The 26,730-nt window shown below is 61.1% G+C and carries 20 protein-coding genes; 9 read left to right on the forward strand and 11 right to left on the reverse strand.

Features of this window, described 5'->3' with window-relative positions; genetic code table 11:
• Positions 1 to 6 precede the first annotated feature (6 nt).
• Positions 7 to 267: a transposase gene (locus tag CKO27_RS25285; RefSeq protein WP_420825828.1), complete on the forward strand. Its 261-nt coding sequence runs from the start codon at positions 7 to 9 to the stop codon at positions 265 to 267.
• Here the strand turns inward: CKO27_RS25285 and CKO27_RS11940 are convergent.
• The 3 genes from CKO27_RS11940 to CKO27_RS11950 all read right to left on the reverse strand — a co-directional run bounded on the left by CKO27_RS11940 (position 188) and on the right by CKO27_RS11950 (position 3,775).
• Positions 188 to 805: a class I SAM-dependent methyltransferase gene (locus tag CKO27_RS11940; protein ID WP_200375123.1), complete on the reverse strand. Its 618-nt coding sequence runs from the start codon at positions 803 to 805 to the stop codon at positions 188 to 190. The two genes, CKO27_RS25285 and CKO27_RS11940, sit on opposite strands and share 80 nt — an antisense overlap.
• 63 nt (positions 806 to 868) lie before the next feature.
• A complete protein-coding gene (locus CKO27_RS11945) occupies positions 869 to 1,879 on the reverse strand; it encodes a glycosyltransferase family 4 protein (protein ID WP_200375124.1) in 1,011 nt (336 codons plus the stop codon).
• Positions 1,880 to 2,995: 1,116 nt separating this feature from the next.
• Complete coding sequence (locus CKO27_RS11950; RefSeq protein WP_200375125.1) at positions 2,996 to 3,775, reverse strand: IS701 family transposase; 780 nt, start codon at positions 3,773 to 3,775, stop codon at positions 2,996 to 2,998.
• Between the two features lie 357 nt (positions 3,776 to 4,132).
• Here CKO27_RS11950 and CKO27_RS11955 point away from each other — a divergent pair, with 357 nt between their 5' ends.
• Together CKO27_RS11955 and CKO27_RS11960 are read left to right on the forward strand one after the other, a co-directional pair.
• A complete protein-coding gene (locus tag CKO27_RS11955) occupies positions 4,133 to 5,257 on the forward strand; it encodes a glycosyltransferase (protein ID WP_200375126.1) in 1,125 nt (374 codons plus the stop codon).
• A 3-nt stretch (positions 5,258 to 5,260) separates the two neighbouring features.
• Positions 5,261 to 6,421, forward strand: a complete 1,161-nt coding sequence (locus tag CKO27_RS11960; RefSeq protein ID WP_200375127.1) for a glycosyltransferase — start codon at positions 5,261 to 5,263, stop codon at positions 6,419 to 6,421.
• A gap of 63 nt (positions 6,422 to 6,484) precedes the next feature.
• Here CKO27_RS11960 and CKO27_RS11965 read toward each other — a convergent pair whose 3' ends face one another.
• A complete protein-coding gene (locus CKO27_RS11965) occupies positions 6,485 to 7,066 on the reverse strand; it encodes a WcaF family extracellular polysaccharide biosynthesis acetyltransferase (protein ID WP_200375128.1) in 582 nt (193 codons plus the stop codon).
• Positions 7,067 to 7,144: 78 nt separating this feature from the next.
• On the opposite strand from CKO27_RS11965, the gene CKO27_RS11970 reads away from it, so the two are divergent.
• The 3 genes from CKO27_RS11970 (at position 7,145) to CKO27_RS11980 (ending at position 10,511) form a co-directional block, all read left to right on the forward strand.
• Positions 7,145 to 7,906 (forward strand): glycosyltransferase family 2 protein, encoded by a 762-nt coding sequence (locus CKO27_RS11970; protein WP_200375129.1) that lies wholly within the window; start codon positions 7,145 to 7,147, stop codon positions 7,904 to 7,906.
• A gap of 436 nt (positions 7,907 to 8,342) precedes the next feature.
• Positions 8,343 to 9,788, forward strand: coding sequence for a TrkH family potassium uptake protein (locus tag CKO27_RS11975; RefSeq protein WP_200375130.1), 1,446 nt, complete (start codon positions 8,343 to 8,345; stop codon positions 9,786 to 9,788).
• A gap of 24 nt (positions 9,789 to 9,812) precedes the next feature.
• The gene (locus tag CKO27_RS11980) at positions 9,813 to 10,511 is read left to right on the forward strand and encodes a glycine-rich domain-containing protein (RefSeq protein WP_200375131.1); all 699 of its coding nucleotides are present in this window, start codon (positions 9,813 to 9,815) and stop codon (positions 10,509 to 10,511) included.
• Between the two features lie 66 nt (positions 10,512 to 10,577).
• Here CKO27_RS11980 and CKO27_RS11985 read toward each other — a convergent pair whose 3' ends face one another.
• Both CKO27_RS11985 and CKO27_RS11990 read right to left on the reverse strand, forming a co-directional pair.
• On the reverse strand, positions 10,578 to 11,735 hold the full coding sequence (locus CKO27_RS11985) for a YibE/F family protein (RefSeq protein WP_200375132.1): 1,158 nt from the start codon (positions 11,733 to 11,735) through the stop codon (positions 10,578 to 10,580).
• Positions 11,736 to 11,806: 71 nt separating this feature from the next.
• Positions 11,807 to 13,330, reverse strand: coding sequence for an alkaline phosphatase (locus CKO27_RS11990; RefSeq protein WP_200375133.1), 1,524 nt, complete (start codon positions 13,328 to 13,330; stop codon positions 11,807 to 11,809).
• Positions 13,331 to 13,600: 270 nt separating this feature from the next.
• On the opposite strand from CKO27_RS11990, the gene CKO27_RS11995 reads away from it, so the two are divergent.
• A complete protein-coding gene (locus CKO27_RS11995; protein WP_200375134.1) occupies positions 13,601 to 14,947 on the forward strand; it encodes an APC family permease in 1,347 nt (448 codons plus the stop codon).
• Between the two features lie 371 nt (positions 14,948 to 15,318).
• Here the strand turns inward: CKO27_RS11995 and CKO27_RS12000 are convergent, their stop codons facing one another.
• The 5 genes from CKO27_RS12000 to CKO27_RS12020 form a co-directional block, all read right to left on the reverse strand.
• Positions 15,319 to 15,963, reverse strand: a complete 645-nt coding sequence (locus CKO27_RS12000; RefSeq protein ID WP_200375135.1) for a flavin prenyltransferase UbiX — start codon at positions 15,961 to 15,963, stop codon at positions 15,319 to 15,321.
• 40 nt (positions 15,964 to 16,003) lie between these two features.
• On the reverse strand, positions 16,004 to 17,368 hold the full coding sequence (gene mpl / locus CKO27_RS12005; RefSeq protein ID WP_200375136.1) for a UDP-N-acetylmuramate:L-alanyl-gamma-D-glutamyl-meso-diaminopimelate ligase: 1,365 nt from the start codon (positions 17,366 to 17,368) through the stop codon (positions 16,004 to 16,006).
• Between the two features lie 65 nt (positions 17,369 to 17,433).
• Entirely contained in the window at positions 17,434 to 17,949 is a 516-nt protein-coding gene (locus CKO27_RS12010; protein ID WP_200375137.1) for a hypothetical protein, read from the reverse strand.
• Positions 17,950 to 18,034: 85 nt separating this feature from the next.
• Positions 18,035 to 18,325, reverse strand: a complete 291-nt coding sequence (gene cowN, locus CKO27_RS12015) for a N(2)-fixation sustaining protein CowN (protein ID WP_200375138.1) — start codon at positions 18,323 to 18,325, stop codon at positions 18,035 to 18,037.
• 235 nt (positions 18,326 to 18,560) lie between these two features.
• On the reverse strand, positions 18,561 to 20,069 hold the full coding sequence (locus tag CKO27_RS12020) for a hypothetical protein (RefSeq protein ID WP_200375139.1): 1,509 nt from the start codon (positions 20,067 to 20,069) through the stop codon (positions 18,561 to 18,563).
• A gap of 656 nt (positions 20,070 to 20,725) precedes the next feature.
• Between CKO27_RS12020 and CKO27_RS12025 the strand changes: the two genes are divergently transcribed.
• Together CKO27_RS12025 and CKO27_RS12030 are read left to right on the forward strand one after the other, a co-directional pair.
• Positions 20,726 to 25,984 carry an AAA family ATPase gene (locus CKO27_RS12025; protein WP_200375140.1) on the forward strand — a complete coding sequence of 1,753 codons (5,259 nt, stop codon included), beginning with the start codon at positions 20,726 to 20,728 and terminating at the stop codon, positions 25,982 to 25,984.
• A complete protein-coding gene (locus CKO27_RS12030) occupies positions 25,981 to 26,706 on the forward strand; it encodes a response regulator (protein ID WP_200375141.1) in 726 nt (241 codons plus the stop codon). The genes CKO27_RS12025 and CKO27_RS12030 overlap by 4 nt, the downstream gene beginning before the upstream one ends.
• The last annotated feature ends 24 nt before the right edge of the window (positions 26,707 to 26,730 follow it).

Below are 26,730 nucleotides of genomic sequence, written 5' to 3' on the forward strand. Positions count from 1 at the left end.
GTTGGCGTGGCACGCCAATACGCTGGCGTCATCGGAAAGGTTGAGAATTGCCAGGTTGGCGTGTATGCCAGTTTAGTTTTTAACTCACATAGCACATTAATTAACGAACGACTCTTTCTGCCCGAGTTTTGGACTTCTGATCCTAAACGGATCCAGGTACCACTTAAAATCCAGGAGGGCCAGAATTTCAAAGCTTCTTCGCCTCCACAAAAACACTCTCCGGCACCCTTTCTCTCAGATTCAGTTCCCCAGGTTCTGGCAATGTAGTTTCACCTGCTCCCAAGATGACTGCATCAACGAAGCCTTGTCGTTCAAGTAAGCGACATAGCGATGGCCCATCATACATCCACTTGTGTCCACGGTCGCCCACCATCAGCTTGTAAGCTGATTTGAGGATGCCGTTTTCTTCTAATCTACCAAGGCCCGTGCCGCGAACGAAAACATCTGCATCTTCATGGGAAAGGTAGTTTTCGATATGGAAGCGAATATTCGGTACAGCTAGCCGTATAGTTCCACCCGCACAAAGGACTCGCTTCGATTCAGCAAGGAACGACTCCACTTCGCCCCAGGTGAGATGTTCCAACATATGACTAGCGTAAACCACATCCGCCGAGCCAGTAGGTACCGGAATGCGCTTGGCAGCATTTGCCCACTCGATGTTGCTATCACAGCAAAAAATGACAAATCGAAGTTGATCGGTAGTAATAATTCCGATTGATAATAAAATCCGGGCTAAGGGCAGTACTCTCTTCAACTTGATACTCGGCGAATTATCGAAGTTCTTCCAGCCTTGTGTCGGACTCATCCCACAACCTAAGTTGATTCTGTCCAATTTATTCACCTCTACCATTTAAAAAGCGACTAACGATTAGATACCTTCGATCACATCCATATAGCGTTGCAGCATCAATTTAGCGTCGAACTTCTCTTCTGCGAGACGCCGAGCCGACAACGAGCGTGAATTAAGATCTTTTGCCATGTCCATAATTCCGTCGTAAAGCCCACTAACATTAGGTGACTCAAGTCTCCAAGGATTACTTCCATAAGGAACAACTAATCCACCATTAGGTGTCAACATCTCGGATAATGCTCCTGTATCGTATCCTATCACTGGCAATCCACTTGCAAGCGCTTCCACTACTGAATTTGGACAAGGAGGGTTGATTTCCAAGACCAGAAACAAATTGCAACTATTGTAAATCGCCGGCATGCGGTCACGTGGGAACTTGCCATGCAGATGCACATTATCTAAACCTTGAACAGCACGGCTTAGCTCCCCGCCCGCAGATCCATATAGATCGATTCGCCATTTTTGGCCTTCTGCCTTTGCTCTACTAGCAATACCAATGATCGTTTCTAACGTTGCCCCGTCTTCCTCAATCGTACCCTCAACACATCCTATTCTTAAATCAAAATCATCGATATGTACGGTTTGTTGTCTAAAAACCGACAAATTTGTCCCATTATAGATTACCGATTCCATCTTATTAGATAAACCGTAATAACTTCTCCACCAATCTTTAATAAACTCACTCTGGTAAATCACATAGTCTGCAAACAAATCTCTTATGGTACGCATCAAAACATTGCGTATGCTTGCCATCGTTCGCGTCCTTAGTGGGCTAGACTGCTGCCATGGCCTCCAGTTAAGACCGTCAAGTCGATGGACTATCTTTGCTCCAGCATATTTCTGGCGCATAAGCCACGCTAGTTTCACAGTCCCGCCAACAACGAATACGACATCTGCTTTTACCTTATCTTCCGCATAAGAAATCTTCCAACCACGCTCTGCCACTTCGGATTCAAGTAAAATCTGAAAAGTCCCAGGCCCTCCAATAGGTGGAGGTCGATGCGGAAAAGCGATCGTTTTAGCTAACATACTGTTTCCTGAATTTTATAGGAGGCGTCCGTCTGAATACAGCGGCCACTACATACTCTGGCCCTGAGCATCAAAGCGACCTTGGGATAGCAAGTAGAGATTCAAACAATAAGCGCTACCGCACTCAGATGAACGCCGATCCCAAAAATAACAAAATTTCATCGGAGTGTCGTGTTTGCGCTCGTGGTGACTCCCGACGGTTTGTTCCCTCTCCGCCGAGACTCCCGCCATGGCGACCCACCTTCTCCGCCCGAGTTCGTCTCGCTCTGGGCCGCTGCGTCCCCTCGCGTCGCGCCCGATGGGCGCGCGCGGGCTTGCGCTCGGCCTAACGACGAATGACTTGACGGCGTGTGGAATGCCGCTCTGCATATCGCCTTCGCGACTACGGGACTCTCGCTCCTTTGCCACTGCGGCAAGACGCACATGCCCGCAGCTACCAGGGCTACTGGTTCTCGCTTCGCTCTCCATGGCCGGCAGCGAATATATGTTTACATTTTAAAAGGCAAAAGAGGGCATTATTGTCCGAAGCAAGGTTAAAACCACCGCCTTTAGGCGGTCAGATTTATTGTTCCAATCGTTAGTCAAAACTATGCACTTTCAGTGCAAGACTTTTAGTAAAATCTTTCGTTAGAAAGCTCTCAATCAAAACCTGGCATCGCGTAGCGATTCCTTATCATCTTTAGTCCGCAGTAAAGTCTGCGGACGAAGGACTTTCAGTCCGAATTCAAACTATGGACTTTTAGTCCATAGTGATTGATCTTTGAAGCCTTTTGCGGCTTGTGGCCAACGCGACGAATGATGGAGACGGTCACCATGCGATCCTTGACCTGCTGAGAAAACATGGCGTGGGAAGCCTGGCTGGGCGTGCGGCGGCGTTTGCGTGACATCCAACGCCGTGATGGACGAAATGAGTCGGGCGTATCTGGGACATCATGTGAGCCAAAGGCAGAGGATAACTTCCGAACCGAGGCACCCTGAACGGGTCTTTCGACCCGTATCCGGACTTTCAGTCCGTAACTTCAACCCACCAGCTTTAGCTGGTGGTTGTTGAGTCTTCAAGCGAGCACAAAAATGACTATTGTAACGATATGGAATAGGGCTCATCAATAGGCGGCTTCATAGGCTTATGCACAAATTTAGAACACCACCGACTTTCTGATTGCCATGCACATCGAGCAAAAACGTTAACCCCATGTTATCTAAGGCGTTACCGAGTTCAAGCCCATGACCGTACAGACCATCACTTCCGACCCAGCTAAACTCTACGCCAGCCTCGAGGTCGGATGTGATCATCTCAAGTGCTAGCTGCGGCTTGGTTTTGAACGTGCGCGCTTCTTCTGGAATGCCAGCTTTCTCAAAGCGTTTAGGATCAGAAGTCCAAGACTCGGGCAGAAAGAGTCGTTCGTTAATTAATGTGCTATGTGAGTTAAAAACTAAACTGGCATACACGCCAACCTGGCAATTCTCAACCTTTCCGATGACGCCAGCGTATTGGCGTGCCACGCCAACCGAATGCTTCCCTTTCTTGACATGCGCGGATTCATCGATGATATAACCGACATCGCTACATTGATAATTGTCTTGATCCGCATACAGCTCGGAGGTGTTCAATGCGATCTCGCTGATCAAGTTAGATGCGGACCAAGTTGAGTCAAAAATGAACTGTTGAATGTGCTGATAGCCAGCGCCAGACAATTCAAGTTCTTCGTCCATGCGCTCCATATTACGCTTGCCCGCTTCTGTCTTTAAAAGAGCATGAATATAGGCCTCGCCCAGCTCATGACCATCTGACGTTTCATTATGAAAGCAGTGGCTGTATTCTTCAATATGAGACGCGAGGTGATTATGTAATTGCTTTAACGCATCAATCTTTTTCTGAGCGTCGCTTTTCTGCATAAATTTACACTTTACGTATTCGGCTGGCCCGCATGGGTTAAGTGCAGTATAATCAATCGACTACGCGAAGGTAACAAAGTAGTGTTAATTGACTATAGAAGGGGCGAAATACCGCATTTTGGAAAACCTCATTGCCGAAGGCATAAACGTTAAGGTGCTGTGTGTGGAATATGATGAATGCCTGCATCCCATAGATGCAAATCACAAGTCGCGCATAAGGGATTCGATCGATTCACTTCTTTCATATGGTATCTGTTTGGTCTGTGCGCAAGGCAGTGGTAATTATACACTTCTTAGGCAATGAGAATTCGCTTGATTTTTATGTCAACTAAACGAAGCTTGATAAGATTAGCCATCGTGCAGCCGTTGATTCCAGCTTATCGGGTGCCGGTTTTCGAGAGACTTGCGGCGTCACCAGACATAGACCTGACTGTTTGGGCTGGATCAAGCTGCGGCAGTCTTATATCATTTCCAGATAGATGCAACTTCAGGTGTTATCCTGCACCTTTACATGAATTTGGACCAGGAATTATTTCATTTAAATGGCAATTTAATCAGTTGAAGGCTGTGCTAGAAAGGGATTGTGACGCGATAGTCTTTTCATGGGACGCTCATTACCTCTCGTTGTTTCCCGCGTTGGCTCTTGCGAAATCCCGGCGGTTGCCGACTGCCTTGTGGGGTCACGGCTATTCTAAGCGCGGTGATGGCCTTCGTGATTTCCTGCGGAACTGGTATGGGCGGAGAACTGATGCGGTGATCCTCTATACGAAGACAATTGCCCATGAGCTTATCGAACAGGGCTATGATGCGCGACGAGTCTTCGTGGCGCAGAATGCTATCGACCAGGCACCGATCCAAAACGCCAGATCGCGATGGTCCGGGTATGTTAAATGTCTTAAAGCCTTTCGGACCCAACATGGGCTTGATCCAGAACAGACTATCCTTTTCGTTTCCCGTCTGGAGCCAGACAACCATCTTGAAATGTTGATTGAAGGTTTTGCCACTTTTCAGCGTGATCGTGCATCCGCAAAGCTGGTCATTATTGGTGATGGTGCGGATCGGGTTAAGCTCGAATCTATGGTGGCTGCGTATGGAATTGGATCAAAGGTTATCTTTACCGGCGCTATTTTCGTGGAAAACGAGATTGCTCCGTGGATGATGAGTGCGACTGTTTTTTGTTATCCGTCGAATATCGGTTTGAGCATTCTTCATGCCTTTGGTTATGGCCTCCCGGTTGTAACTCACGACAACATCGAACAGCAAAATCCAGAGGTGGAGGCGCTCAGGCACGGGCAATCTGGTTTTTTTTATCGGCAAGGTGATGTTACTGACATGATGCGGCAGTGTTCGCGGATTATTGGCGATAGGGATTTGCGACGAGATCTATCGGAGAATTGCCTCAAGTTGGTCGAGCAAGAATATACGCTTGAAGCAATGGTTGAAAGTTTTGTACAGGTGGCTCGTTTTTTGGCGAGGCGATAACCGATGCGTATTCTGCATTTAGTCGACTCTTTGGATCCTGCGGCGGGTGGTCCGCCAGCGGTCGCATTACGTCTTGCTGCGGCACAGGCCGCAATTGGTCATGATGCATCGGTTGTTGGTTATTGCGGGAATTGCTCCGACGCAATGCTACGTAACTCCCTTGCATCGATACCGTTTATCGATCGCACGAAGGTACATATTCTTCCCGCAGCCAGCCGACTGGAGAGGCTAACGGGTTTTGGAATCCCGAATAAGCTCTCCCCTCTATTATCAGACACCGATATCCTCCAGATTCATGGGCTATGGGAGCAACTCGTATTTGTCGGGGCGCGCCTTGCTCAGCGCTCTGGTATTCCTTATGTTGTCACACCACACGGAATGTTGGATCACTGGAGCATGGCGCAACGTCGCCTCAAGAAACGCCTTGCCCTCGCCATTGCGTATCGCCGGTTCCTTGATCATGCGCGTTATCTGCATGTCCTGAATACACATGAATCAAATGCAATCAAGGATTTGGGTATTTTTTTTCCGATGGAGACGATACCTAACGGCATATTTATGGAAGAGAACGAATCAAGACATGATATAGATCGGTTTCGCTCTAGGCATCCATATCTTGGCCAAAATCCTTATATTTTATTTCTTGGGCGTTTGCATTACAAAAAGGGATTAGATTATCTAATCGATGCTTTTCATATCGTGGCCGCTAGAAATGAGAGTGTGCAGCTTGTTGTCATAGGTCCAGATGGTGGAGAGCGTGATTCGTTTCAGGCTCGTGTTCGGAAACTCCAATTAACAACTCGAGTTCACATGGTAGAAGCTGTTTATGGGGCGGATAAGTATGACGCATTACATGGCGCTAGTTGCTTTTGTTTGCCGAGCCGGCAGGAAGGTTCCAGCCTTGCCGTCCTAGAGGCCATGAGTTGCGGTATCCCTGTGGTGATCAGTGAGGCATGCCATTTTCCCGATGTAGCGGATTCGAACGCTGGTTTTGTGGTTCCCTTGGTGTCGGAGATCATCGCCCAAGCCTTGATCTCTGCGATAAGCGATGACGCTTTGCGTGAGCGCATGGGATGTAATGGTAAGTCACTGGTCAAGGAGAAATACACCTGGACGGCGGTTGCCAAGCAATGCGTTGACAACTACGAGCGATATCTGTACTGACTTGCATCGAGAGCCGCGCCTTTGGTCCGCGTGTTGTTGCGTCCGGAAGACTCAACTTGAGAATTAAACCGTGGATGGATCGAAGTCATTTTTCACTCGTTGCTCGTCCGAATTAAGCGTTCGCTCTTTGTATGGCGTGGCTGGGTTACCTCTTGCAACCACCCAGGGTGGGATGTCTCCAAAGACGCTTGATCGAGCTGTCACCACCGCGCCTTCACCGATTGTGACGCCTGGTCCGACAAAGACATCCGCCGTGACCCATGCCTGAGCGCCGATCAGGATCGGTGCTGATATCAAGGGTAACTCCCTGTCGCGGTAATCGTGGCTTGCGGTGCATAAATAGCTATATTGGCTGACAACGGCCTGGTGCCCGATCTGGATCTTGTCGACGCAGTAACAATCGACATCCGGCCCTAAGCAACTATGATCTTCCATCGTCAGGTTCCACGGTGCCCAGATCCTTGCGGATGGATAGAGACGGATCCGCTTTCCGAGTCGCGCGCCAAACAGGCGGGCAAGCATGCAGCGCCATGAATGGAAAATCCGGGGGGAGGGACGGAATAGCAGCAACCAGACAAGTTCCCAAACGGCGCGCGCCAGCTTGTTTCGGCCGGTTAGAACTTGTGGACGAAGTTTGCGAGACATGGCTAGGTACTTCGGTGTTGGGCTTGAGACTATTTTAGGGGAAACCCGTCTTTACTATCAGGAGATTGTCGATTCGCCATGCAGCTTACGCTTGTTACGGCCTCTTACAATGCGGTTCAGACTCTCGCGGAAACGCTTGGATCGGTTGGAGTTCAGCAGGGGCTTACTTTGGAGTACCTCCTGATCGACGGCGGTTCGTCCGATGGAACGGTCGATTTGATTCGCGCCGAGAGCGCAAGGCCGGGAACGCCGGTTTCGCGTTGGCAGAGCGAACCGGATCGGGGGATCTATGATGCCCTGAATAAAGGGATCGCCCTAGCGACGGGCGAGGTGCTGGGGTTCCTGCACGCCGATGATGTCCTGGCGCATCCTCGCGTCCTCCAGCGCGTGGCGGACTGCTTTGCCGATCCGTCGGTGATGGCCTGCTATGGTGATCTGGACTATGTGTGGCGCGATGAGCCGGCGCGGGTGGCGCGACATTGGAGTTCTGGCCCCTTCGATCCAAAGCGTTTGCGTTGGGGCTGGATGCCCCCGCATCCCACGCTGTACGTGCGTCGGTCCTGGTATGAAGCAAATGGCGTGTTTGATACGCGTTATCGGATTGCGGCGGATTATGATCTGATGCTGCGCTTACTTTCGGGGTTGACTGCGCGGCAGGTGGTCTATCTGTCTGAGGTTTTGGTCAGGATGCGTACAGGCGGCGCCAGTAATCGCTCGCTGCGGAATATCCTGCGCAAATCGGCGGAGGATTACCGTGCATTGAGCTCGAACGGGATTGGCGGAGTGGGGGCCTTGGCCTGGAAGAATCTGTCGAAGTTGAGTCAATTCGTGGTGCGTTGAGCGGCGTGTGTTCAGGTTGACGTCGTTGGGTGATGTTGGGCAGGCTCACATTGCCAACACGATTACCCGGTGCCGCCACATCAGATTTTGCTAATATGCGAGCCTCTGGAAGCCAGCGCTTGTGGCGAAGGTTTCGGCGCCTCGGAGTTCAGCTTGCTGAGGCGGCACCCGGCCGAGGGCGTCGCGTCGCGCGCGGACGGTTCCCGGTAAACGGCCTTGCGTCAGCCGCCGATCAACCTGAATATGAGCCTTTGAAGCACGAAGGCGCGAAGAGCGGGCAGGGATTCAGTGATCGAGCGTGGCGATTCCCTTTACCCAAGGGGGAGACGTGTCCGAACCAAACACATCGTCGTTTTCCCTCGTTTCTTCGCGACATCAGGGTTCCAAGCGCCGAATTTAGCGCCATATAACCGTCTGCGCGAGGATTGAAGTTCGGATGCATTGGCGCGCGATCATTCGGCTGTTTGGCATTCTGCTGATGCTTTACAGCCTGAGTTTTCTGCCGTCGCTCGCCCTGGCGCGGCTCTACCAGGACGGTCAGTGGCTGGTTTTCCTGGTCTCGCTGTTGCTGACCGCGGGCGGCGGTCTGCTGCTCTGGCTGCCGAACCTGCGGGCGAACAGCGAACTGTCCGTGCGCGACGGTTTCCTCATCGTCGCCCTCTTCTGGGCCTTGCTGGGATTGTTCGGCGCGCTGCCCTTCATCCTCGGGCTGCATCTGAGCCTGACCGACGCGGTGTTCGAGTCCATCTCGGGCTTCACCACCACCGGGGCGACCGTCATCGTCGGGCTCGACCAGTTGCCCAAGTCCATCCTCTACCATCGTCAGCAGATCCAATGGCTGGGCGGGATGGGAATCATCGTTCTGGCCGTCGCCATCCTCCCCCTGCTCGGCGTGGGCGGGATGCAGCTCTATCGCGCCGAGACCTCCGGGGTCGCCAAGCACGAGAAGCCGACGCCCCGCATCGCCGAAACCGCGCGTGCGCTCTGGTCGCTCTATTTCGGGTTGACGGCCACCTGTGGGCTGGCCTTCTGGCTGGCGGGGATGGACCCTTTCGACGCCATCGGTCATGCCTTCACCACCGTCGCCACCGGCGGCTTCTCGACCCACGACGCCAGTCTAGGCCACTTCAACAGTCCGCTTATCGAGTCCATCGCCATCGTCTTCATGCTGGCCGGGGGCGTGAATTTCGCCATCCATTTCGTCGCCTGGCGCGATTTGAACATCCGCGCCTATCTGGCCGACGCGGAGGTGCGCGCCTATGGGCTCACCTTCCTGGGCGGGTCTATCTTCATCGCGGCGAGCCTCCAGTGGTCCGGCGCCTATGCCGGAAGCTGGGAGTCCCTACGGCACGGAACCTTTCAGGTCGCCTCCATCCTCACCAGCACCGGCTTCGGCACCGCGACCTTCGGCGACTGGCCGCTGCACATCCCGCTGGTGTTGGTGATCATCTCCTTCATTGGCGGCTGCGGCGGCTCCACGGCGGGCGGCATCAAGGTGTTGCGGGTCATGCTGCTGGTCAAGCTGGGGGTGCGTCAGTTATTCCAACTCGCCCATCCGCGGGCGCTCGCGCCGGTCAAGATCGGTCAGCGCTTGGTCACGGAGGATGTACTCTTCTCGGTCTGGGGTTTTTCCGTGCTCTATATCGTGACCTGTCTACTGCTGACCGTGGCGATGATGGCGGCGGGACTGGATCTGGAATCCGCTTTCGGCGCCGTTTTCACCACCGTCAATCTCTGTGGTCCGGGACTTGGCGAGGTCGCCGTGACCTTCGCCACCGTCGATCCGGTGGTCAAATGGCTGGGCATCTTCGGCATGCTGGCCGGACGGCTGGAGATCTTCACCCTGCTGATCCTCTTCATGCCAACCTTCTGGCGGAATTGAGTCGCCGAGCGACGCGAGGGTTCGATGAGCGAGCTACCCCCGATCCCGATGGTCCTCATTCCGCTGGCCCTGCTCTTCGTCGTCTGGTCGGTCCGGCGCCGAGCGCGGCGCGTCGCCTTCATCCGCGCCTACCGCTTCCCGCCCGGTCTGATCGAGCGCTTCGGCGCCCGCCATCCCCAACTCGACGGACGTGCCCGGCATCTGGTCGCGCGCGGACTGCGTCAGTTTTTCCTGGCCTATCTCAAGAGTGGTCGCAAGCCTGTATCCATGCCGTCGCAGGTCGTCGATGACCTCTGGCACGAGCACATCCTGCACACCCGGCACTACCAGCAGTTCTGCGACCGGGCGTTCGGACGCTTTCTGCACCACACGCCGGCCACCGCCCTGGGACCGAACCGCCAGAACAACAGCGGTCTGCGTCGGGTCTGGTGGCACGCCTGTCGTGAGGAGAACATCGATCCCCGCGAACCCGCCCGCCTGCCCCTGCTCTTCGCGCTCGACCGGCAGTTCAATATCCCAGGCGGCTTTCGCTACGCCCTGAACTGTCAGGCCCTGATCGACCGCGATGGAGCCTCGACTGGCCAGCCGGTCCATTGCGCGGGCGACATGACCAGCACCGCCTTCGACGGTTCCTCGGATGGCTTCGGTGATTCCTGGTTCAGCGGCGATGGCGATGGCGATGGCGACGGCGGCGGAGATGGCGGCGGCTGCGGGGGCGACTGACGCCTTGATCCAGGCGTGAATCCGCGCTTGTCCGCTTGGCGGCTTGGTCGACTCGCTCAGGCGGCATTAGGCGCGCGAATCGACGGTCGATGGCACGACCCGCGCGACCTCCCGCGAGGGCCAGCCATGAAGGAGCGCGGCGATGAGTGCCGTGAAGGGCGCGACCGTGACCAGTCCGAAGCTGCCGACCAGGATGTTCAACACCTCGGCCGCGACGAAGGGGGCATTGAGGATGTTGGCGGCGGGGAGTCCCTTGGCCATGAAGAGCAGGAAGAGGGTAATGTGGCTGCTGGAATAGGCGAGCAGCAGGGTGGTGGTCATGGTTCCGACCACCGCGCGCCCGACCCGCAGACCCGAGGTGAGATGCGCGATGGGTCCGATGCCGGGGTGATGGTGTTTGATCTCTTCCATGCTGGCGGCGATGTCCATCGACAGATCCATGACCGCGCCCGAGGAGGCGATGAAGATGCTGGCGATGAAGATGTCCGTCAGGCGCAACCCGTAATAGCCGGAGTAGAGCAGGGTCTCGGCGAAGGGTCGCAGCGCGCCATGCAGGTGGAAGACCTGGGCGAACCAGACCGCGAGCCCACAGGTGAGCAGCACCCCCAGCATGGAGCCCAGAAAGGTCGCGACACCGCGCCGACTCAGTCCGCCGACCGAGAAGGTGATGACGGCGGTGAGCAGGGCGACCAGCGCGAGCCCGCACGGGATGGGGGGATAACCGAGCAGCAGCAGCGGAAAATAGAGCTTCCAGAGCACCAGCGCGGTGAAGATGAAGGAGAGCGCGGCCTTGAACCCGGTCACACCGGCGACCGCGACCAGGAGCACGGCAAAGACGCCGATCAGCGCGAGCTGCCAGCCCAGACGATAGACGCCACGCGCCGTTCCGTGCGCGGGTCGGCCGTCCTTCAACCCATACTCGACGAGGATGACCTGGCCCGCTTCGTAGAATTCGTCCAGTTCCAGCTTGCCGGTCAGCATGTTGGTGACCGTGAGCTCCTCTCCCTGGTGGGGACCGCCGAGCAGACGAACCCTCAGGAACTGGTCCTCCGTCTTGACGATCAGGTTCACGCGCACCTGACTGTTGTCGACCTCGGTGACCAGGGCGCGCGCGTGCCAGCCATGCTCGGCGCGGGTCGCGGGCGCGAGGTCGAGGAAATATAGTCCGACGCAGACCAGCGCGATGGTCAGCGCGAACAGCCAGTCGCGGTTCCAGTTGGGCATGGGTGATCGCCAAAGAGAACGGCGCCGTCGAGCCGACGGCGCCGTGGGGTGGGCGGATTGGGACGGGGCGGTTATCTGGCGACCGGCAGGCTCTCGCGCAGACCCATGGCCTGGGTCAGACGCTTGGCGATGTCGGTGTTGTCGTAGAAACCGCTGAAGAGACTGGCCTGCCCGCCCTGGGCATAGACCGGGGTCGGCACGCCGGTGTGCGAATAGGACGTCCAGCCGATACTGGCGACTTCGTTGAGGATGTGGGTGATGGTGACGATGATGGGTTCGTAGCTGCCGTAGAGATATTTGTTCTCGGCCGAGCTGTTGTCGTTCTCTCCGGACATGGATTGGTCGTAGGCATCCTCCAGCTTCTGCTTCTGGTAGTCGTTGAGACTGGCCCATTCGAGTCCGAAGGTATCATCCAGCAGAGAGAGCATCGCCGTGTTGGACTCCAGATTGTTGGCGGGGGTCCGATCGTAACCCTCCCCATAGGTCTCCTTGTGCACCTTCCATTGATTCGCGGCGAAGTGCTCGAAGCTGTTGGTCTGGCCGAACAGGCGATCGTAATAGGCGGTGTAGCCGGTGGTCGCGTGGCCGACGGTCATGCCGCCGGTCTCGTGGTCGCCGGTGACGATGATGAGCGTATCCATCGGGTGCTTTCTGTAGAACTCCAGCGCCTTGCCGACCGCCGCGTCGAAGTCGAGCGTATCGCCGATCGCGGCCACCGCGTCGTTGGCGTGGCAGGCCCAGTCGATCTTGCCGCCCTCGACCATCAGGAAGAAGCCGCGCTGACTCGGCCCCTCGTAGAGATTGGCGATGGCGACCTCGGTCATCTCGGCCAGCGAGAGATTGGCCTCCGGTCGATCGATGGCATAGGGCATGGCGGCGGCCTCGTCCAGGGTCGGATTGATGGCGACGACCTTGGCGCCCGGCCGATTGGTCTTGAGCGAGAGTATGGACGCGCGATCGTTGAACACCTGATAACCATTGGCGCTCAGCAGATCCCAGATGTTGTTCTCCGAGTCGCCGCCGCGCGCCGCTCCGGTGGGCGAGGCAAACCCGCCGCCGCCGAAGAAGTCATAGCCGCTGGCGGTCAGTTGGGTCGCGATCTGATTCATGAGTCCACGGCTGGTGACGCTCGCGTAATAGGCGGCCGGGGTCGCGTGATCGAGCGAGACGCTGGTGATGACGCCGACCTTGCGACCGCGCTCGTGGGCGATCTGGGCCACGCTTTTGTAGCTGTTGGTCAGGGTCTCGTCCATGCCGATGACCCCGCTCTTGGTCTTGAGACCGCTCGCGAAGGCGGTGGCGGAGGAGGCCGAGTCGGTCATGAGGGCACCGGCGTCGAAGGTGGTCTGCATGCCCTGCACCGGTAGCTTGGTCATGTTCAGCCGGTTCGCCGGATCGAGCAGATCGCTGGCCAGGGTCGCCGAGCCGCCGTTCTTGACGGTCAGATAAGCCTCGGCGGCCTGGACCTGCGCGTTCGCCATCCCGTCTCCGAGAAAAAAGAAGACATACTTCGCCGATGGCGCGGCCTGCGTCAGACCGGCCGAGAGCAGCGCCGCCGCGGCCACTAGACTGGGTATCGAATGTTTCGGGTTCACCTTGCCTTGCTCCTGAATCTCGTCGGGCGTCGACGTCCTGGAGTGGGTCGACTTGAGTGTTGGAGACTGGGCCGATGCAACCCAACCCCCGCCAAACGGGCAATCTAACGAATAACCTTTGCGTTCCTGTGACAACTGGATGAATCCCTCGATACGGGGAACCCCAATGGGCGGATCATCCGACAGTGACGACGGACGCTAAATCGCTCGCGCATCTGCTAACCTGAGCAGCCGCCCGGCGCGCCAATCCACTGACCAATAAAGATTTCAATGCCACGACACACCAACCCGGAACACCGCTTCGGTCTGCGTACCGCCATCCTGCTCGTCGTGGCAACCATGATCGGCACCGGCGTCTTCACCACCACCGGATTCCTGCTCCGTGATCTGGGCTCCCAACCCGCGGTGCTGGTGGCCTGGCTGCTTGGCGGGCTGGCGGCGGCCTGTGGCTCGCTGGCCTACGCCGAACTGGTCGCCGCGCTGCCGCACAACGGCGGAGAGTATCGGTTGCTCTCGCGCATCTACCATCCAGCGCTGGGATTCATCGCCGGTTTCGTCTCGCTGGTGGTTGGATTCGCCGCGCCGGTCGCCGCTAGCGCCATGGCGTTCGGCGAGTATCTGAACCTCGCGCTTGGTTCCGACTGGATTCCACCGCTGGCCTCCGGCCTGGCGCTGGTCGTCGGCGCCTCGGTCCTGCACTCGCTCCATCTGTCGACCGGCAGCCGGATCCAGGATTTCTTCACGCTCGGCAAGGCGCTGCTGATCCTGCTGTTCATCCTCGGCGGTTTTTTCGCCATCGATGCCTCGCGACTCGTCGGTAGCGGCGAGCCGGCCCTGCTGGACGCCGTGCTGTCGCCGGCCTTCGCGGTGGGTCTGATCTATGTCTCCTATGCCTATAGCGGCTGGAACGCCGCCGCTTACGTGGCGGGCGAGGTGCGCGATCCGGGACGGCTGCTGCCGCTCGCGCTGGTGGTGGGAACCCTGACGGTGATGCTGCTCTATCTCGGCGTCAACACGGTCTTTCTAGGCGCCGCGCCGGCCGCGGAGCTGGCGGGGGCCGAGGAACGGGTGGGACATGTGGCGGCGGTCCATGCGTTCGGCGAGTTGGGCGGCCGGATCCTGAGCGGACTCATCGCCCTGGGTCTGGTCTCGACGGTCGGTGCCCTCATCCTGACCGGACCGCGCATCTACGAGGCGATGGGGCGTGACTACCGGGCGATGCGCCTGCTGGCTCGCCGCTTCGACGGCGGTGGCCCGCTCATCGCCGTCGCGCTGCAATCGCTGCTGGCCATGCTCATGATGCTCACCTCCAGCTTCGATGCACTGGTGAGCTATGTCGGCTTCACCCTTTCGGTGTTCGCCGCGCTCACCGTGGCGGGCGTCTTCGTGCTGCGCGCGCGCGAACCCGATCTGCCGCGTCCCTATCGAACCTGGGGTCATCCCTTCACCAGCCTTGGCTTCATCGTCCTCATGGGCTGGATGGTCTATCACGCCGTTCAGCAACGCCCGATCGTCGCCGCCGTCGGCGCCGCGACCATCGGGCTGGGCTGGGTCGCCTATCGCCTGGTGCGCCGTCTTGAGCGAATGGATCTAGAGACAACGGCCTCCAGCGATTGAAAAACAAGCCAGGATCATCAACGGCTGGTCGCCTCGGGCGGATGGCAAGAGGTTCGATTCCAGGCATAAAAAAAGCGCGACGATTGTCGCGCTTTAAAATTACCACCAAAGGAGGATGGAGGAGTGCACTGAAGCGCTAAGCTTCAGTACATCACCAGTTTCTTATATACTTTTTCGCTTGTCAACCCCAAAGGCGTCTCGAAAGGCCTCTGGTGAATCCGGTTTTTATCCTCGACGACGGCTCGCCTGGGCTTGACGATCATCCGTTTCGCCAGGAAGACGCAGCCAGGTGTTCGACCTCCGCTCGCCTCCTTCGCGCCCGGCTCTTGGGTATCCGGGGCTCCAGCCTCTCGGTTTCCGAGCACTCGCGGCTACTCGCCCCAGCGTTGGATCAAGGCATGGGGAACGGACAGGTGATCCAGAACACGGGCGACCATGAAATCGACGATGTCGTCGACGCTGGTGGGGTTGCTGTAGAAGCCTGGATTGGCCGGCATGATCACCGCCCCGGCTTGGGCGAGGCGGAGCATGTTCTCAAGATGGATGCTGGTGAAAGGGGTCTCGCGGACCACCAGGATCAAGCGGCGCCGCTCCTTCAGGGCTACGTCCGCCGCGCGTTCGATCAGTGAGCCGGAGAGTCCGGCGGCGACGCGCGCCAGTGTGCCGGTGGTGCAGGGACAGATCACCATGGCCTCGGGTGGATTGCTCCCGCTCGCCACGGGGGCGGTCCATTCCTGGCGACCAAAGACCCTGAGCTGACCCGCGCTGGCCTGGAAGAGGTCGGCGAAGAAGGGCTCGGCCTCGCTCGCCCGCGCCGGCGCCTCCAGCCCGGTTTCCATCTTCAGAACCACCTGGCCCGCCTGGGAGATCAGCAGATAGACGCGGATTCCGGCCCGGATCAGACAGTCGACCAGCCGTAGTCCATAGCGCGCGCCGGAGGCACCGGTAAAGGCGACCGTGACCGTCCTCGGCCAACCCGCGGGCGTGGTCGGGAGGGAGGCACCTGAATGGGTCATGCGCCAGACGGCCCGGAGACGCCGCGCCGGGCGATCCGGTTCAAGCGAAATACCTGAGGCGCAAGGCGCTCAGGAGCTTGTCATGGATGCCGCCGAAGCCGCCGTTGCTCATGACCAGTATCTGGTCGCCAGGCTGGCTGTCGGCGACGACTCGCTCGACGATGGGATCGATGGCATCCAGCACGCGCAGACGTTCGCCGAGCCCGGCCAGCACGGCACCCGCGTCCCAGCCCAGATCGGGTGGGGCATGGAGATAGACGCGATCCGCCGAGCCCAGCGAGGCCGCCAGCTCGCTGTTGTGCACACCCAGCCGCATGGTATTGGAACGGGGCTCCAGCACCGCCAGGATGCGTTGCCCGCCGACCCGCCGACGCAGTCCCTCCAGCGTGGTGGCGATCGCGGTTGGATGATGGGCGAAGTCATCGAAGACACGGATACCCTCGATCTCGCCGCGCAACTCCATGCGACGCTTGACGCCCTGGAAACGCCCCAGCGCCTCGACCCCGGCGGAGACCGGAACCCCGACGTGACGCGCGGCCGCCAGCACCGCAAGGGCATTGTGGACATTGTGGAGTCCGGTCTGCCCCCAGTGGACGGTACCGGCCTCGATCCCCTGGATCAGAACCCGGAACCGGGAGCCGTCGGGTTCGATCAGCTCGGCGGTCCAGTCGCCTCCATCACCCAGGGTCTCGCGCGGGGTCCAGCAACCCATGGATATCACCCTGTCCATGGCCGGGGAGCCCTCGGGATGGACGATCAGGCCGCTGCCCGGAACCGTGCGCACCAGATGATGGAACTGGCGCTGGATCTGAGCCAGATCATCAAAGATGTCCGCGTGATCGAATTCCAGGTTGTTCAGGATGAGTGTGCGCGGGCCGTAGTGGACGAACTTGGAGCGTTTGTCGAAGAAGGCGGTGTCGTATTCATCGGCCTCGACGACGAAGAAGGGCGCCGAGCCCAGGCGCGCGGACAGGCCAAAGTCCAGCGGCACCCCGCCGATCAGGAAGCCCGGATCCAGACCCGCGTCCTCCAGCACCCAGGCCAGCATACTGGCCGTGGTCGTCTTGCCGTGGGTGCCCGCCACCGCCAGCACCCAGCGATCGCGCAGCAGATTTTCCCGCAACCACTCCGGTCCCGAGCTATAGCGCATGTCCCGGTCCAGCATCGCCTCGACCGCCGGAATGCCGCGCTTCATGGCGTTGCCGACCACCACGACGTCGGGCGGCGGGTCCAGGTGCGAGGCGTCGTAGCCCTCCATCAGCTCGATCCCGGCCGCCTCCAGTTGGGTGCTCATGGGCGGATAGACACTGGCGTCCGAGCCCGTGACCCGATGCCCCAGCGCGCGGGCCAGCAGGGCGATACCGCCCATGAAGGTGCCACAGATGCCAAGAATGTGTAGATGCATGAAGGGGATCCTTACCAATATCTGGACGGACGTCCGAATGGGCGGGTCATTCGCGGGGCTCGGGCTCAGGCGCCGCCGAACAGACTGGTCACGAGACTGACGGCGATGATCTGGAAACCCACGGCGATCGCCGCGCCCTGGCCAAGGGTGATACCGAAGGTGTGGCGCAGGATATGGCCGGTGACCACGATGCCCCAAATCACCAATCCAAGCAGCAGGAAGGCCCCCAGGGCGGCGAGGTCGGTTTCCTGCTGGCCGGTCGGATTGAGACTGAGTGGCAGGATCGCCACCAGACCGAGCAGCGCGCCGCTGCCGAGCAAGGCCGTGCCCGACTGAATGAAACGCTCCAGTCGCTTGAGCTGCTTCAGGGCGACGTAGAGGGCGGCCAGCATCAGCAGGATCTCGGCGACTCCCTGCAGGAAGCTCGTCCACCAGGACAGCCCGGCGGTCATCCCGACCATGACGCCAACCACCAGGTCCGCGATCAGGGCGAGGCCAAGGAGGGTCTCGGATGCCGGCAAGTCCTGAGGCGGACGGCGGAGCAAACAAAGCTCGACGAAAAACGTGATCAGGGCCTGCACGACGACATCCTAACTCGCTCGATATCGACCAATGATAACCGCCCGAGGCCCGCGAGCGACAACTCTCGCTCGCCTTAACTCCCGATCAACAGCATTCATCCTCGATCTGGTCGAGCAGGTCCAGTCCCGGCTGGTGTCCGTGGTGCTCGAACAACTCGCGGATGTAGTTGACCTGACTGCCCACGAGGAAGAGTTCGTCCTGGCCGATCCGCTCGTTTTCCACGACCGCGCGCTCGAAGTAGGACGACCAGTTGGAGGCGCGATCGGATTCGCCGAGGCAGTCACGAATGAAGCCGAGGATGCGGCGCGCGATCTCGTCGCACTCGATTCCCTCGAAACTGATGTAGCGATCTGTCTTCTCCGCGGTGCTGGACACGTTTCTTTCCTCTTGCGGTGGTGAGCCGGTGGGGGCTTGTTCGAGATCGCACAAGCCCGCTCGGGAGGCCATGGAACCGACAGGCGATCAAGGCCCTCGCTCGACTCAACGTATTGATGCGATGGGTGGCGTCGAGGACCATTGATTCACTCCGGCCCCTTTCGTACTGGATAAAGCAAAAAAAATGCCAGCCGGATGAGCGCCGGCTGGCTGGTGGTGGCGAGTCCGTCCGGCCTCAAGGCACCCGTGCCACCGGACGCATCTCCTTGTCGCAGACGCCGCCGACGCTCACCGAGCGCGAGGATCCAGCCCCCTTGCAGGACTCGCCACGGTCGGCGATGCGGCAATGGATCTCCACCGGCTTGCCGGAACTCAGCCAGTTCGGCACCTTGCGGTAGCGCCCGGTACCGGCCGAACGGCAGCCGCTCGGGATGCCATAGGCCGGACAGGAGCCTGGCTCGCGCAGCGAGACCTTGCGGGCATCGACGAGAAAGCCCGGATATTTGTCGCTGATGCTGATGATGTCCCTATCCGGGGTCTCCTCGAACTGGAAGTCCTTGAAGGCATAGCCGTCACCGGATTTGGCGCCGACCTGGATGCGGGCGTTGGCGATCAGGGCGAAATCACCGCCATGGCGCGCCACCGCCCCCGTCATGTACTCCACGCGATCCTGATTCGGGAAGCACTTGCCCATGGCCGGGGCGTGATAGTAGTGCCGCATACTGGTGAGATCGGCGAGGCTGCTGCCTGGAAAAACGGCGCGCAGGTCCGACTCGTCGCCAAACAGAATGCGCTCGGCATCGGTGACGGTTTGGGCATGCATGGCCTGGATCTTGGAGTAATAGTCATGGTCGGCCAGGTCCGGGCGCAGATAGCAGGAGGTCAGGCCCGAGATCTGGGTCAGGTACTCGTCCCAGATGTTGTACTGCGACACCGACGAGGAGACGCCCTTGAAGTCGCCGGGAAAGGAGCATCCCTGGCCGCGTTGACACTGACCCAGGGCGCGGTTGCGGATCGAGAGGACGATGATGTTGCGCTCGCAGGCGCCATAGGCGTTGCAGCCCCGGCCCAGGTGACCCTCGTAGAGCGCGGTGCGCATCGCGTAATCCAGATGCCGGGCCTTGGCGAGTGTGGTCGCGGATCCGAGATCCGAGCGTTGGGCGATGAAGTCGCTCCAGGCGTCCTCCAGGGCCGGCCGGCGGCGCGTCAGGCGCTCATTGACGCGCTCGCACTGGCTTGAGGCATGAAAGGCCCGCACGATGCGGTCGAGCTCGCTCGCCCCGCCCGTGTCCCGGCGGCCGCCGGAACGCGGCGGATCGAAGGAGGGCGCCTTCTCCAGCGCATAGAGATCGCCCACGCTGATGACGTGGCGCACGTTCGCCGGGCAATGATGATTGCGAACCTTCAGCCCCTTGCGCTCGGCCACCGCCCGCTTGAAGACCTCGGTCGAGGCTCGGGTCGCCTTGCGCGGATCCACGACGATCTCGAAGCCCACATAGGGCGTGCCGCTCTTGTCGGTTAGCGGAACGCCATCGCGGATGACCAGACAGGGGATCAGCGAGGTTCCCTGGGCGAGGGTGCCCGCGCGCGAAGCCGTTCCGGAGCTGGCGAAGCGATCGGCGTCGTAATAGGGGACTTCCATCGGACCGTTGAATTCATAGACCGACATCACCGGGGTCGCCGGAATCGCGGCCATGAGATCGAGAGAAACGAGCAGCGCTAACGCGCCCAACCAGTTACGCATGAGTGGGGTTTCCTTGATTGACGTTATCTTGGCCGGACTAGGCTAGGACAAGCGAGGCCGCGAATCCACCCGGATCGGGCCATCCGCGGTCCGCGCCGAATGGAAGCCAACCGGGTATCGGAAATCGCTACAGGGCACGATCGCGCACCCTGACCCCCAACAGTCTCCAGCCCACGAAGAGGGTACGAGGCGCCTACCTAGGGGAGGTGCATTCGCGGCGGGCACGCATCGCGTGCTGGCGGCGGGAGGCCTAACCCCACACCTGGAACCGGCTGGAAAAGAGCTTCAACCCTGGAAGGCGACTCTTATCGGGTCCATGCCGGGTCCATGCCGTGCTCGCGTCTGGAGAATAGAGCCACGCTGTTTAGGCGGATCCCGGACATCCTTATTGATGCCCGCCGATGCGAACAGCATAATCCGTGTCCGCAACAGGGGCGCGACGATGGATGGCGTGACCTGGATCAACACCTGTCTGGAGGCGCGCCAGTCGTATCGATGTACAGCTCGATCGGTTCAAGTTACGTCACAATCGGCTTCGCTTGCTGGATCGCGCCCGAATATTCATCTTCCTCGACGGTCCCGATCGGTCCCTTGGATCCAATTCGTTTCGCGGACCATCGTCGCCGGTTCGTGACGCGCCTTGCCTGGGGATTGGCATGACCGAAGCGGAGGAGGCCCCCCCGTCAGGCGCTGGTTTCGTTCGCCGTTTCGACCCGGCGCATGGTCCACGGCTGATCAGGCGATCGAGCGGCCAGGTCGATCTGGACGCGGCGCGCGCGGCCCTGGAGAACGAGCGGCGCATCCTGGAGCGCTTGCAGGACGTGGCGGGCTGTCCGCGCCTGATCCATCTCGATCCCGATCGATCCGAGCTGATCCTGTCGGACCCCGGCGGCCGGTCACTGATCGATGCCGGGCTCCTGGGTCGGGTCGATCTCGCGCGCTTCCTGGCCATCGGCGAGTCGCTGGCAAGGCTCCTCGCGACTATTCACGCGCGCGGCGTCATCCACGGCGCCATCGATCCCGACCGCATCCTGATCGGTCCCGAGGATGATCGGGTGTGGCTGCTCGACTACGCCCAGTCGACCACCTTCGCCGAGGAACCGTCCGGGCTCGCCCGGCACCGTCGGCTGGCCGGCGCCCCGGCCTACTGCTCGCCCGAGCAGACCGGGCGCATGAACCGCCCGATCGACGATCGCACCGACCTCTATTCGCTGGGGCTCACGCTCTACGCCCTGGCGACCGGCGCCCCGCCGTTCGCGGAAACCGATCCGCTCGCCCTGATCCACGCCCATCTGGCCCGTGACCCGGAATCCCCACAGGCGCGGGCGCCCTGGCTGCCCGAGCCGCTGGCGCGCGTGATCCTGACCCTGCTGGCCAAGGAGCCCGATGACCGCTACCGGAGCGCGGCCGGGCTGGCCCATGATCTTCAGCGCCTGCGTCAGGCCAATGCCGCGCATGAACCGCTCGACACGGTACGGCTGCGCGAGCGCGACCCGCCCCTGTCGCCACGTCCGCCGCGTCGTCTCCATGGCCGCGGCCGGGAGCTGGCGTCCCTCATGGCCGCCTTCATGGACGTCACCGAAGGCGGGACGCGGGCGCTGTTCGTGACCGGCTATGCCGGCATCGGCAAGACATCACTGATCCGGGAGATCATCCGGTCCGTCACCCTGAATCAGGGACTGTTCGTCAGCGGCAAGTGCGAACAGTTCCAGCGCGATCGACCCTTGCTGGCGCCGGCGCGAAGTCTGAGCTGGTTGTGCCAGTTGCTGCTGGCGGAACCCGACGACCGGGTCGAGTCGTGGCGGGCGCGGATCCTGAGCGAGCTGGGCGCGGACGGCGCGGCCCTGTTCGAGTTGATCCCCGGACTGGAATCCCTACTCGGCACCCAGCCAGCCGTGCCGCCGCTCGGCCCCATCGAAAACCAGCTCCGGCTGCGCACGCTGCTGGTGGCCCTGGTGCGCCAGATCGCCACGCCCGATCAGCCGCTGGTGCTCTTCCTCGACGATCTGCAATGGGCCGACCCGCCCACGCTGGCGTTGATCGGCGCCCTGCTGGAGGACACCGCGATGCGTGGCCTGCTGCTGATCGGCGCCTACCGCGACCACGAGGTCGATGCCGACCATCCGCTGACCGCCCTGCTGCGCCGCCCCACCGTTGCGGGTACTCCGCCGTCGCTCCTGGTCCTGGACAATCTGACCCCGGAGAAGGTCGCCACGCTGCTCGTCGCCATGCTCCGCCTGTCGCCGGCGGAGGCATGGCCGCTCGCCTCAAGGCTCCATGGCAAGACCGGAGGCAACCCCTTCTTCACGCTTGAGTTGATCAACGCACTGCATCGGGAGGGTGCGCTGCGACTTGATCGCGAACAGTGGCGCTGGGTGTGGGAAGACGCCGCCCTGCTGAACTCTCCGGTTAGCGCCAACCTGGTGGATCTGCTCGCCTCGGGACTGGCCGAACTGCCGGACGAGACGGCCGATGCCCTGCTGGCCGCCGCCTGTCTGGGCAACGAGGTCAGTCTGGGCCGGCTGGCGCTCGTCACCGGCGCATCGCCCCGCGCGCTCGCCGAGTCGCTGACGCCCGTGCTGGAGCGCGGCATCCTGATCGCCGCCGATGCACTGGCCCTGCACGCCGCCGCCCCTGATGTTTGGCTGCGTTTCTGCCATGACCGCATGCAGCAGGCCGCTTACCGGCTCCGCGACGAGGCCCGACGGGTGCGGCTCCATCAAAGGATCGCGCGTCGCCTGGCCACGGCCGGCGATCCACAGGATCGCTTCTGTGCCGCCGAGCAATACGCCCTCGTCTTGTCCCAGCTCACCGAAGACGCCGAGCGCTCGGTCGCCCGACACTTGTTTGCCGATGCCGCGCGTCAGGCCCAGCGCTCCGGTGCCTTCGCCACCGCCGAGCGGTTTCTGCGGCTGGGGATCGATCTCTTGCCGGCGGACGCCTGGGAGAGCGACCTTGACGCGACACTGGCATTGCATGTCGAGCTGCATCTCATACTCTTCGGTCAGGGAAGCAATATCGAGGCGGATGCGATCTACGAGCTGCTCGCGGCACACGTCGCTTCTCCGTTACAACTGGTCGATGCGACCTGCACGCAGATCGACAATCTGTCCAAGCGCACCCTCTACCGCGAGGCCATCGTGCTGGGGTGCGGGCTATTGGAGCGGCTCGATCTGCCGGTGCCGCTGGACGATCTCGACCGGAGTCTCCAGGAGGTCTGGGCGAGCTCCCCTGATGTCTATTGCCTGCGTGGATCCGGGGATCGGCGCACGGGCGTTTTCGTCCGTCCCGAGAGCGCCCTGGGTCGAGAGCTGGATACCTTCTATCGGCATCTCGCGGCCGGCGCGCTCGAACGATTGCCGGACAGTCCCGACCTGGCGGGCGCGCGCCTCGCGGGGGCCGCCAAGCTCATGGAAAGCATGCTGCCGTCCGCGAATTTCACCCATGCCACCCTCGTGGCCTGGCTGCCGCTGCGCGGGGGCCGGCTCTGGATCGAAGAGGGCTATTGCGAGGGGGCCATCTGCCCATTTATCTCCATCGGGCCGGTCATCATGTCTCTTCGCGGCGATTACGCGGCCGCCGACCGGTTGGCGCGAATCGCACTGGAGATGGGCGCGTCCTGCGGCTCCGATCTCAAGACCGCGCTTGGCAGGCTTGTCTACATCGGCTATATCAGCCATTGGCGCAATCCGCTCGAAGCCAGTCTCGGGCACGCGCGGCGGGCGATCAGCGAGTTGGGCCGTCTGGGGGGGCAGCCATTGTTCCCCTTCATCTATTTCCCCCTGCTCGCGGCCCTGCTGGACACCTGCGAGCGACTTGAGGAGCTGGAGGCCGAGGTTGCGACCGGTCTGCGCCTCGCGGCCAAGATCGGCAACCGGCATGGCGAGCAGATCTTTCTCGTCTATCGTCAGTTCGTTCGCGCGCTACAAGGCCACACCACGGCGCCTGGCGGATTCGCCGACGTCGATTTCGATGAGCAGGCGTTCCAGGACGAGGTCCAGCGCAATCCGACGGCCTGCTGCTATTTCCATCTCCATCGCGCGCTGGCGGCCGTGCTGTTCGACGACACGCCCGCCGTCGCCCGCCACGCCGAACCGGCCGTGGCCCTGACCCATTACGTTCAGGGCAAGTACCCCACCGTCCTGGTCAATCCGCTGCACTCCCTGGCGCTGATCGAACGCCTGCGCGCGACGCCCGCCGCCGAGCGCGCGCCCCTGCTGGAGCGGCTCGCCATCAACCAGACCTGGCTGGCCGCCCGCGCCGCCGACGCGCCGATGAACGTCGGCCATCTCCACGACCTGATCGAGTCCGAACGGCTCGACGCACTGGGCGAGCCCTGGGCGGCGTTCCAGGCCAGCGAGCAGGCGATGCGCCGGGCGCAGGCCCATCAACGCCCCTGGCACCACGCGCTCATCGTCGAGCGGGCCGGCCTGCTGCACATGCGCCACGGGCTGGAGCACAGCGGCCGCCCGCTCCTGACGCGGGCCTACCATCTCTATCGTCAGTGGGGCGCGAGCGGCAAGACCGAGGCCATGCGGCGCGCCTGGCCCTTCGTCGCCACCCGTCGTCCCGACGAGACCGCCCGGCAGCCTGCGGACGACTTGGATCAGGCGGCCCTGCTGCGCGCTTCCGAGGCCCTGGCGAGCGAAACCTCGCGGGCCGGATTGGTGGCACGGGTCATGGAACTGGTGGCTCAGTTGACCGGCGCGACCGACGTGCGCTTCCTGGCGCTTGACGAGGAGGGGCAGTGGCGCCTGGAGGGTGGGCGCCGAGGCGCCGAACCCTTGGCGCCGATGACGCTGGCGGAGGCCGAGACCCAGGGACTCGTCGCTACCAGCGTGCTGCGCCTGGGGCTGAAGACCCAGAGGCCCGTCGTGTCGGATGACGCGGTGCTCGACAGCCGCTTTGCCGCCGACCCGCACTTCGCCGGTCTGCCGCTTTGCTCGCTGCTCGGGCTGCCGGTGGTGGTCCAGGGGCGGGTCAGCGCCTTCCTGACCCTGGAGAACCGGCGTCTACGGGCCGCCTTTGCCGCCGAACGGGTGGTCGATCTGCTGGGCGGCGTCGCCGGGGACGTGCCCTTGCTGCAAAGCCTGCGCCTGGCCTCGCTCGGTAGCCTGGTGGCCCTGCATTCGGTGCTCGACGCACGCAACCAGACCCTGCGCGACGCGCACCAGCAGGCCCTGGAGCGGGCGCGTCAGGCCCTGGAAGCGGTTACGCACGAGCAGGCCATCCGCGATCGGCAGGGCCAGTTCATCGATCTGGTCACGCACGAATACCGCACCCCATTGGCCATCATGCAGACCAATCTGGATATCCTGATGCTCAGTCAGGATCCGGCGCACTGGCGCGACGGGCTGCGCAACATGGACCTGGCGATTCAGCGTCTTGGCGAGGTGTTCGATGGTTCGCTACGGCGCGGCGACTGGGGCGAGCATCGGCAGTTGTGCCTGGAGCCCATCGATCTATCGCGCTGGCTGGGGCAACGGATCGAGGAGGTCCGGGCCGGCTGGCCAGTGCCAGCCCCGTCGATCGACCTGCGCGCCCCGGAGACGGCCATCATCCAGGCCGATCCCGCGCTGCTCAAGACGGCGCTGATCAACCTGCTCGACAATGCCCGCAAATACGGTCCAGCCGCGGGGCCGATCGAGGTCGCCCTGACGGCCAGCGACGGCCAGGCGGTGCTCGGGGTCGCCAATGACTGTCCGCTCGATCCCGCGCGCGACGCCTTGGACCTGCTGTCCAAGGCAGTGCGCGGTGCCAACAGCCAGGGCATTCCTGGGCTCGGCATGGGGCTCTATCTGGTCAACAAGCTGGTCGCTGACCAGGGCGGTCAGGTCGAGTTGCGGCGCGACCGGCCCGAGCGTTTCGAGATCCGGCTGATCTTCCCGCTCATCCAGCCTGGCTCGATCCCGTGAGCCCGCCCATTACGGTCCTCCTGGTCGAGGACGATCCGCTCCTGCGCGAGAGCCTCGCGAACTATCTTGGGCTCCTCGGTCACGCCGTCACCGCCGTGGGCAACAGCCTCGACTGTTACCGGGCGCTCGGCGAGGGCAGCTTCGCGGTCGCGGTGATCGATCTCGGCCTGCCGGATCAGGACGGCTCGGTCCTGGTCGAGTACGCACGCCGCAATACCAGCAGCGCCATCATCGTCATCACGGCGCGCGATACGCTCGACACCCGCGTCGCCTCCTATACGATTGGCGCCGACCTCTTTCTCGGCAAGCCGGTGAACGGTCGCGAACTGGCCGCCGCCATTGTGAGTCTGGCCGACCGACGGGGGCAGAGCACATCAACGCCCGTCGGCACGGCGACTCAGCCCCCCCGCACGGCACCGGGCGTCTGGCGGCTGCTCGCGGGCCAGCGGGCGCTCCAACTCCCCGACGGCAACCAACTGGAGCTGACGCCCAGGGAATACCGGCTGATTGACCTGCTTGCCAATGGCGAGGGCGAACCCGTGCCGCGTGCCGTGCTTGTCGAATCGCTCTACGGGCGTCAGGACGAAAGCGCGCAACGTGCGCTCGAGACCCTGGTCCGCCGAACCCGCCGGAAGATCGCGGACCGCCATGCCGGCCCCAGCCTCATCCTGACCCATCACGGACTCGGTTATGTCCTCGCGGCGCCACTTGGGCGAGGTTAGGCTCATTCCCCTGATGACGCCGCA

This window comes from Thiocystis violacea (genome assembly GCF_016583575.1).
In the GTDB taxonomy this organism is placed as follows: Bacteria; Pseudomonadota; Gammaproteobacteria; order Chromatiales; family Chromatiaceae; genus Thiocystis; species Thiocystis violacea.

Coding starts and splice junctions, on each gene's coding strand:
- CKO27_RS11940 (WP_200375123.1), bottom strand. CDS start 805: ATGAGTCCGACACAAGGCTGGAAGAACTTCGATAATTCGCCGAGTATC.
- CKO27_RS11945 (WP_200375124.1), bottom strand. CDS start 1,879: ATGTTAGCTAAAACGATCGCTTTTCCGCATCGACCTCCACCTATTGGA.
- CKO27_RS11950 (WP_200375125.1), bottom strand. CDS start 3,775: ATGCAGAAAAGCGACGCTCAGAAAAAGATTGATGCGTTAAAGCAATTA.
- CKO27_RS11960 (WP_200375127.1), top strand. CDS start 5,261: ATGCGTATTCTGCATTTAGTCGACTCTTTGGATCCTGCGGCGGGTGGT.
- CKO27_RS11965 (WP_200375128.1), bottom strand. CDS start 7,066: ATGTCTCGCAAACTTCGTCCACAAGTTCTAACCGGCCGAAACAAGCTG.
- CKO27_RS11970 (WP_200375129.1), top strand. CDS start 7,145: ATGCAGCTTACGCTTGTTACGGCCTCTTACAATGCGGTTCAGACTCTC.
- CKO27_RS11975 (WP_200375130.1), top strand. CDS start 8,343: ATGCATTGGCGCGCGATCATTCGGCTGTTTGGCATTCTGCTGATGCTT.
- CKO27_RS11980 (WP_200375131.1), top strand. CDS start 9,813: ATGAGCGAGCTACCCCCGATCCCGATGGTCCTCATTCCGCTGGCCCTG.
- CKO27_RS11985 (WP_200375132.1), bottom strand. CDS start 11,735: ATGCCCAACTGGAACCGCGACTGGCTGTTCGCGCTGACCATCGCGCTG.
- CKO27_RS11995 (WP_200375134.1), top strand. CDS start 13,601: ATGCCACGACACACCAACCCGGAACACCGCTTCGGTCTGCGTACCGCC.
- CKO27_RS12000 (WP_200375135.1), bottom strand. CDS start 15,963: ATGACCCATTCAGGTGCCTCCCTCCCGACCACGCCCGCGGGTTGGCCG.
- mpl (WP_200375136.1), bottom strand. CDS start 17,368: ATGCATCTACACATTCTTGGCATCTGTGGCACCTTCATGGGCGGTATC.
- CKO27_RS12020 (WP_200375139.1), bottom strand. CDS start 20,069: ATGCGTAACTGGTTGGGCGCGTTAGCGCTGCTCGTTTCTCTCGATCTC.
- CKO27_RS12025 (WP_200375140.1), top strand. CDS start 20,726: ATGACCGAAGCGGAGGAGGCCCCCCCGTCAGGCGCTGGTTTCGTTCGC.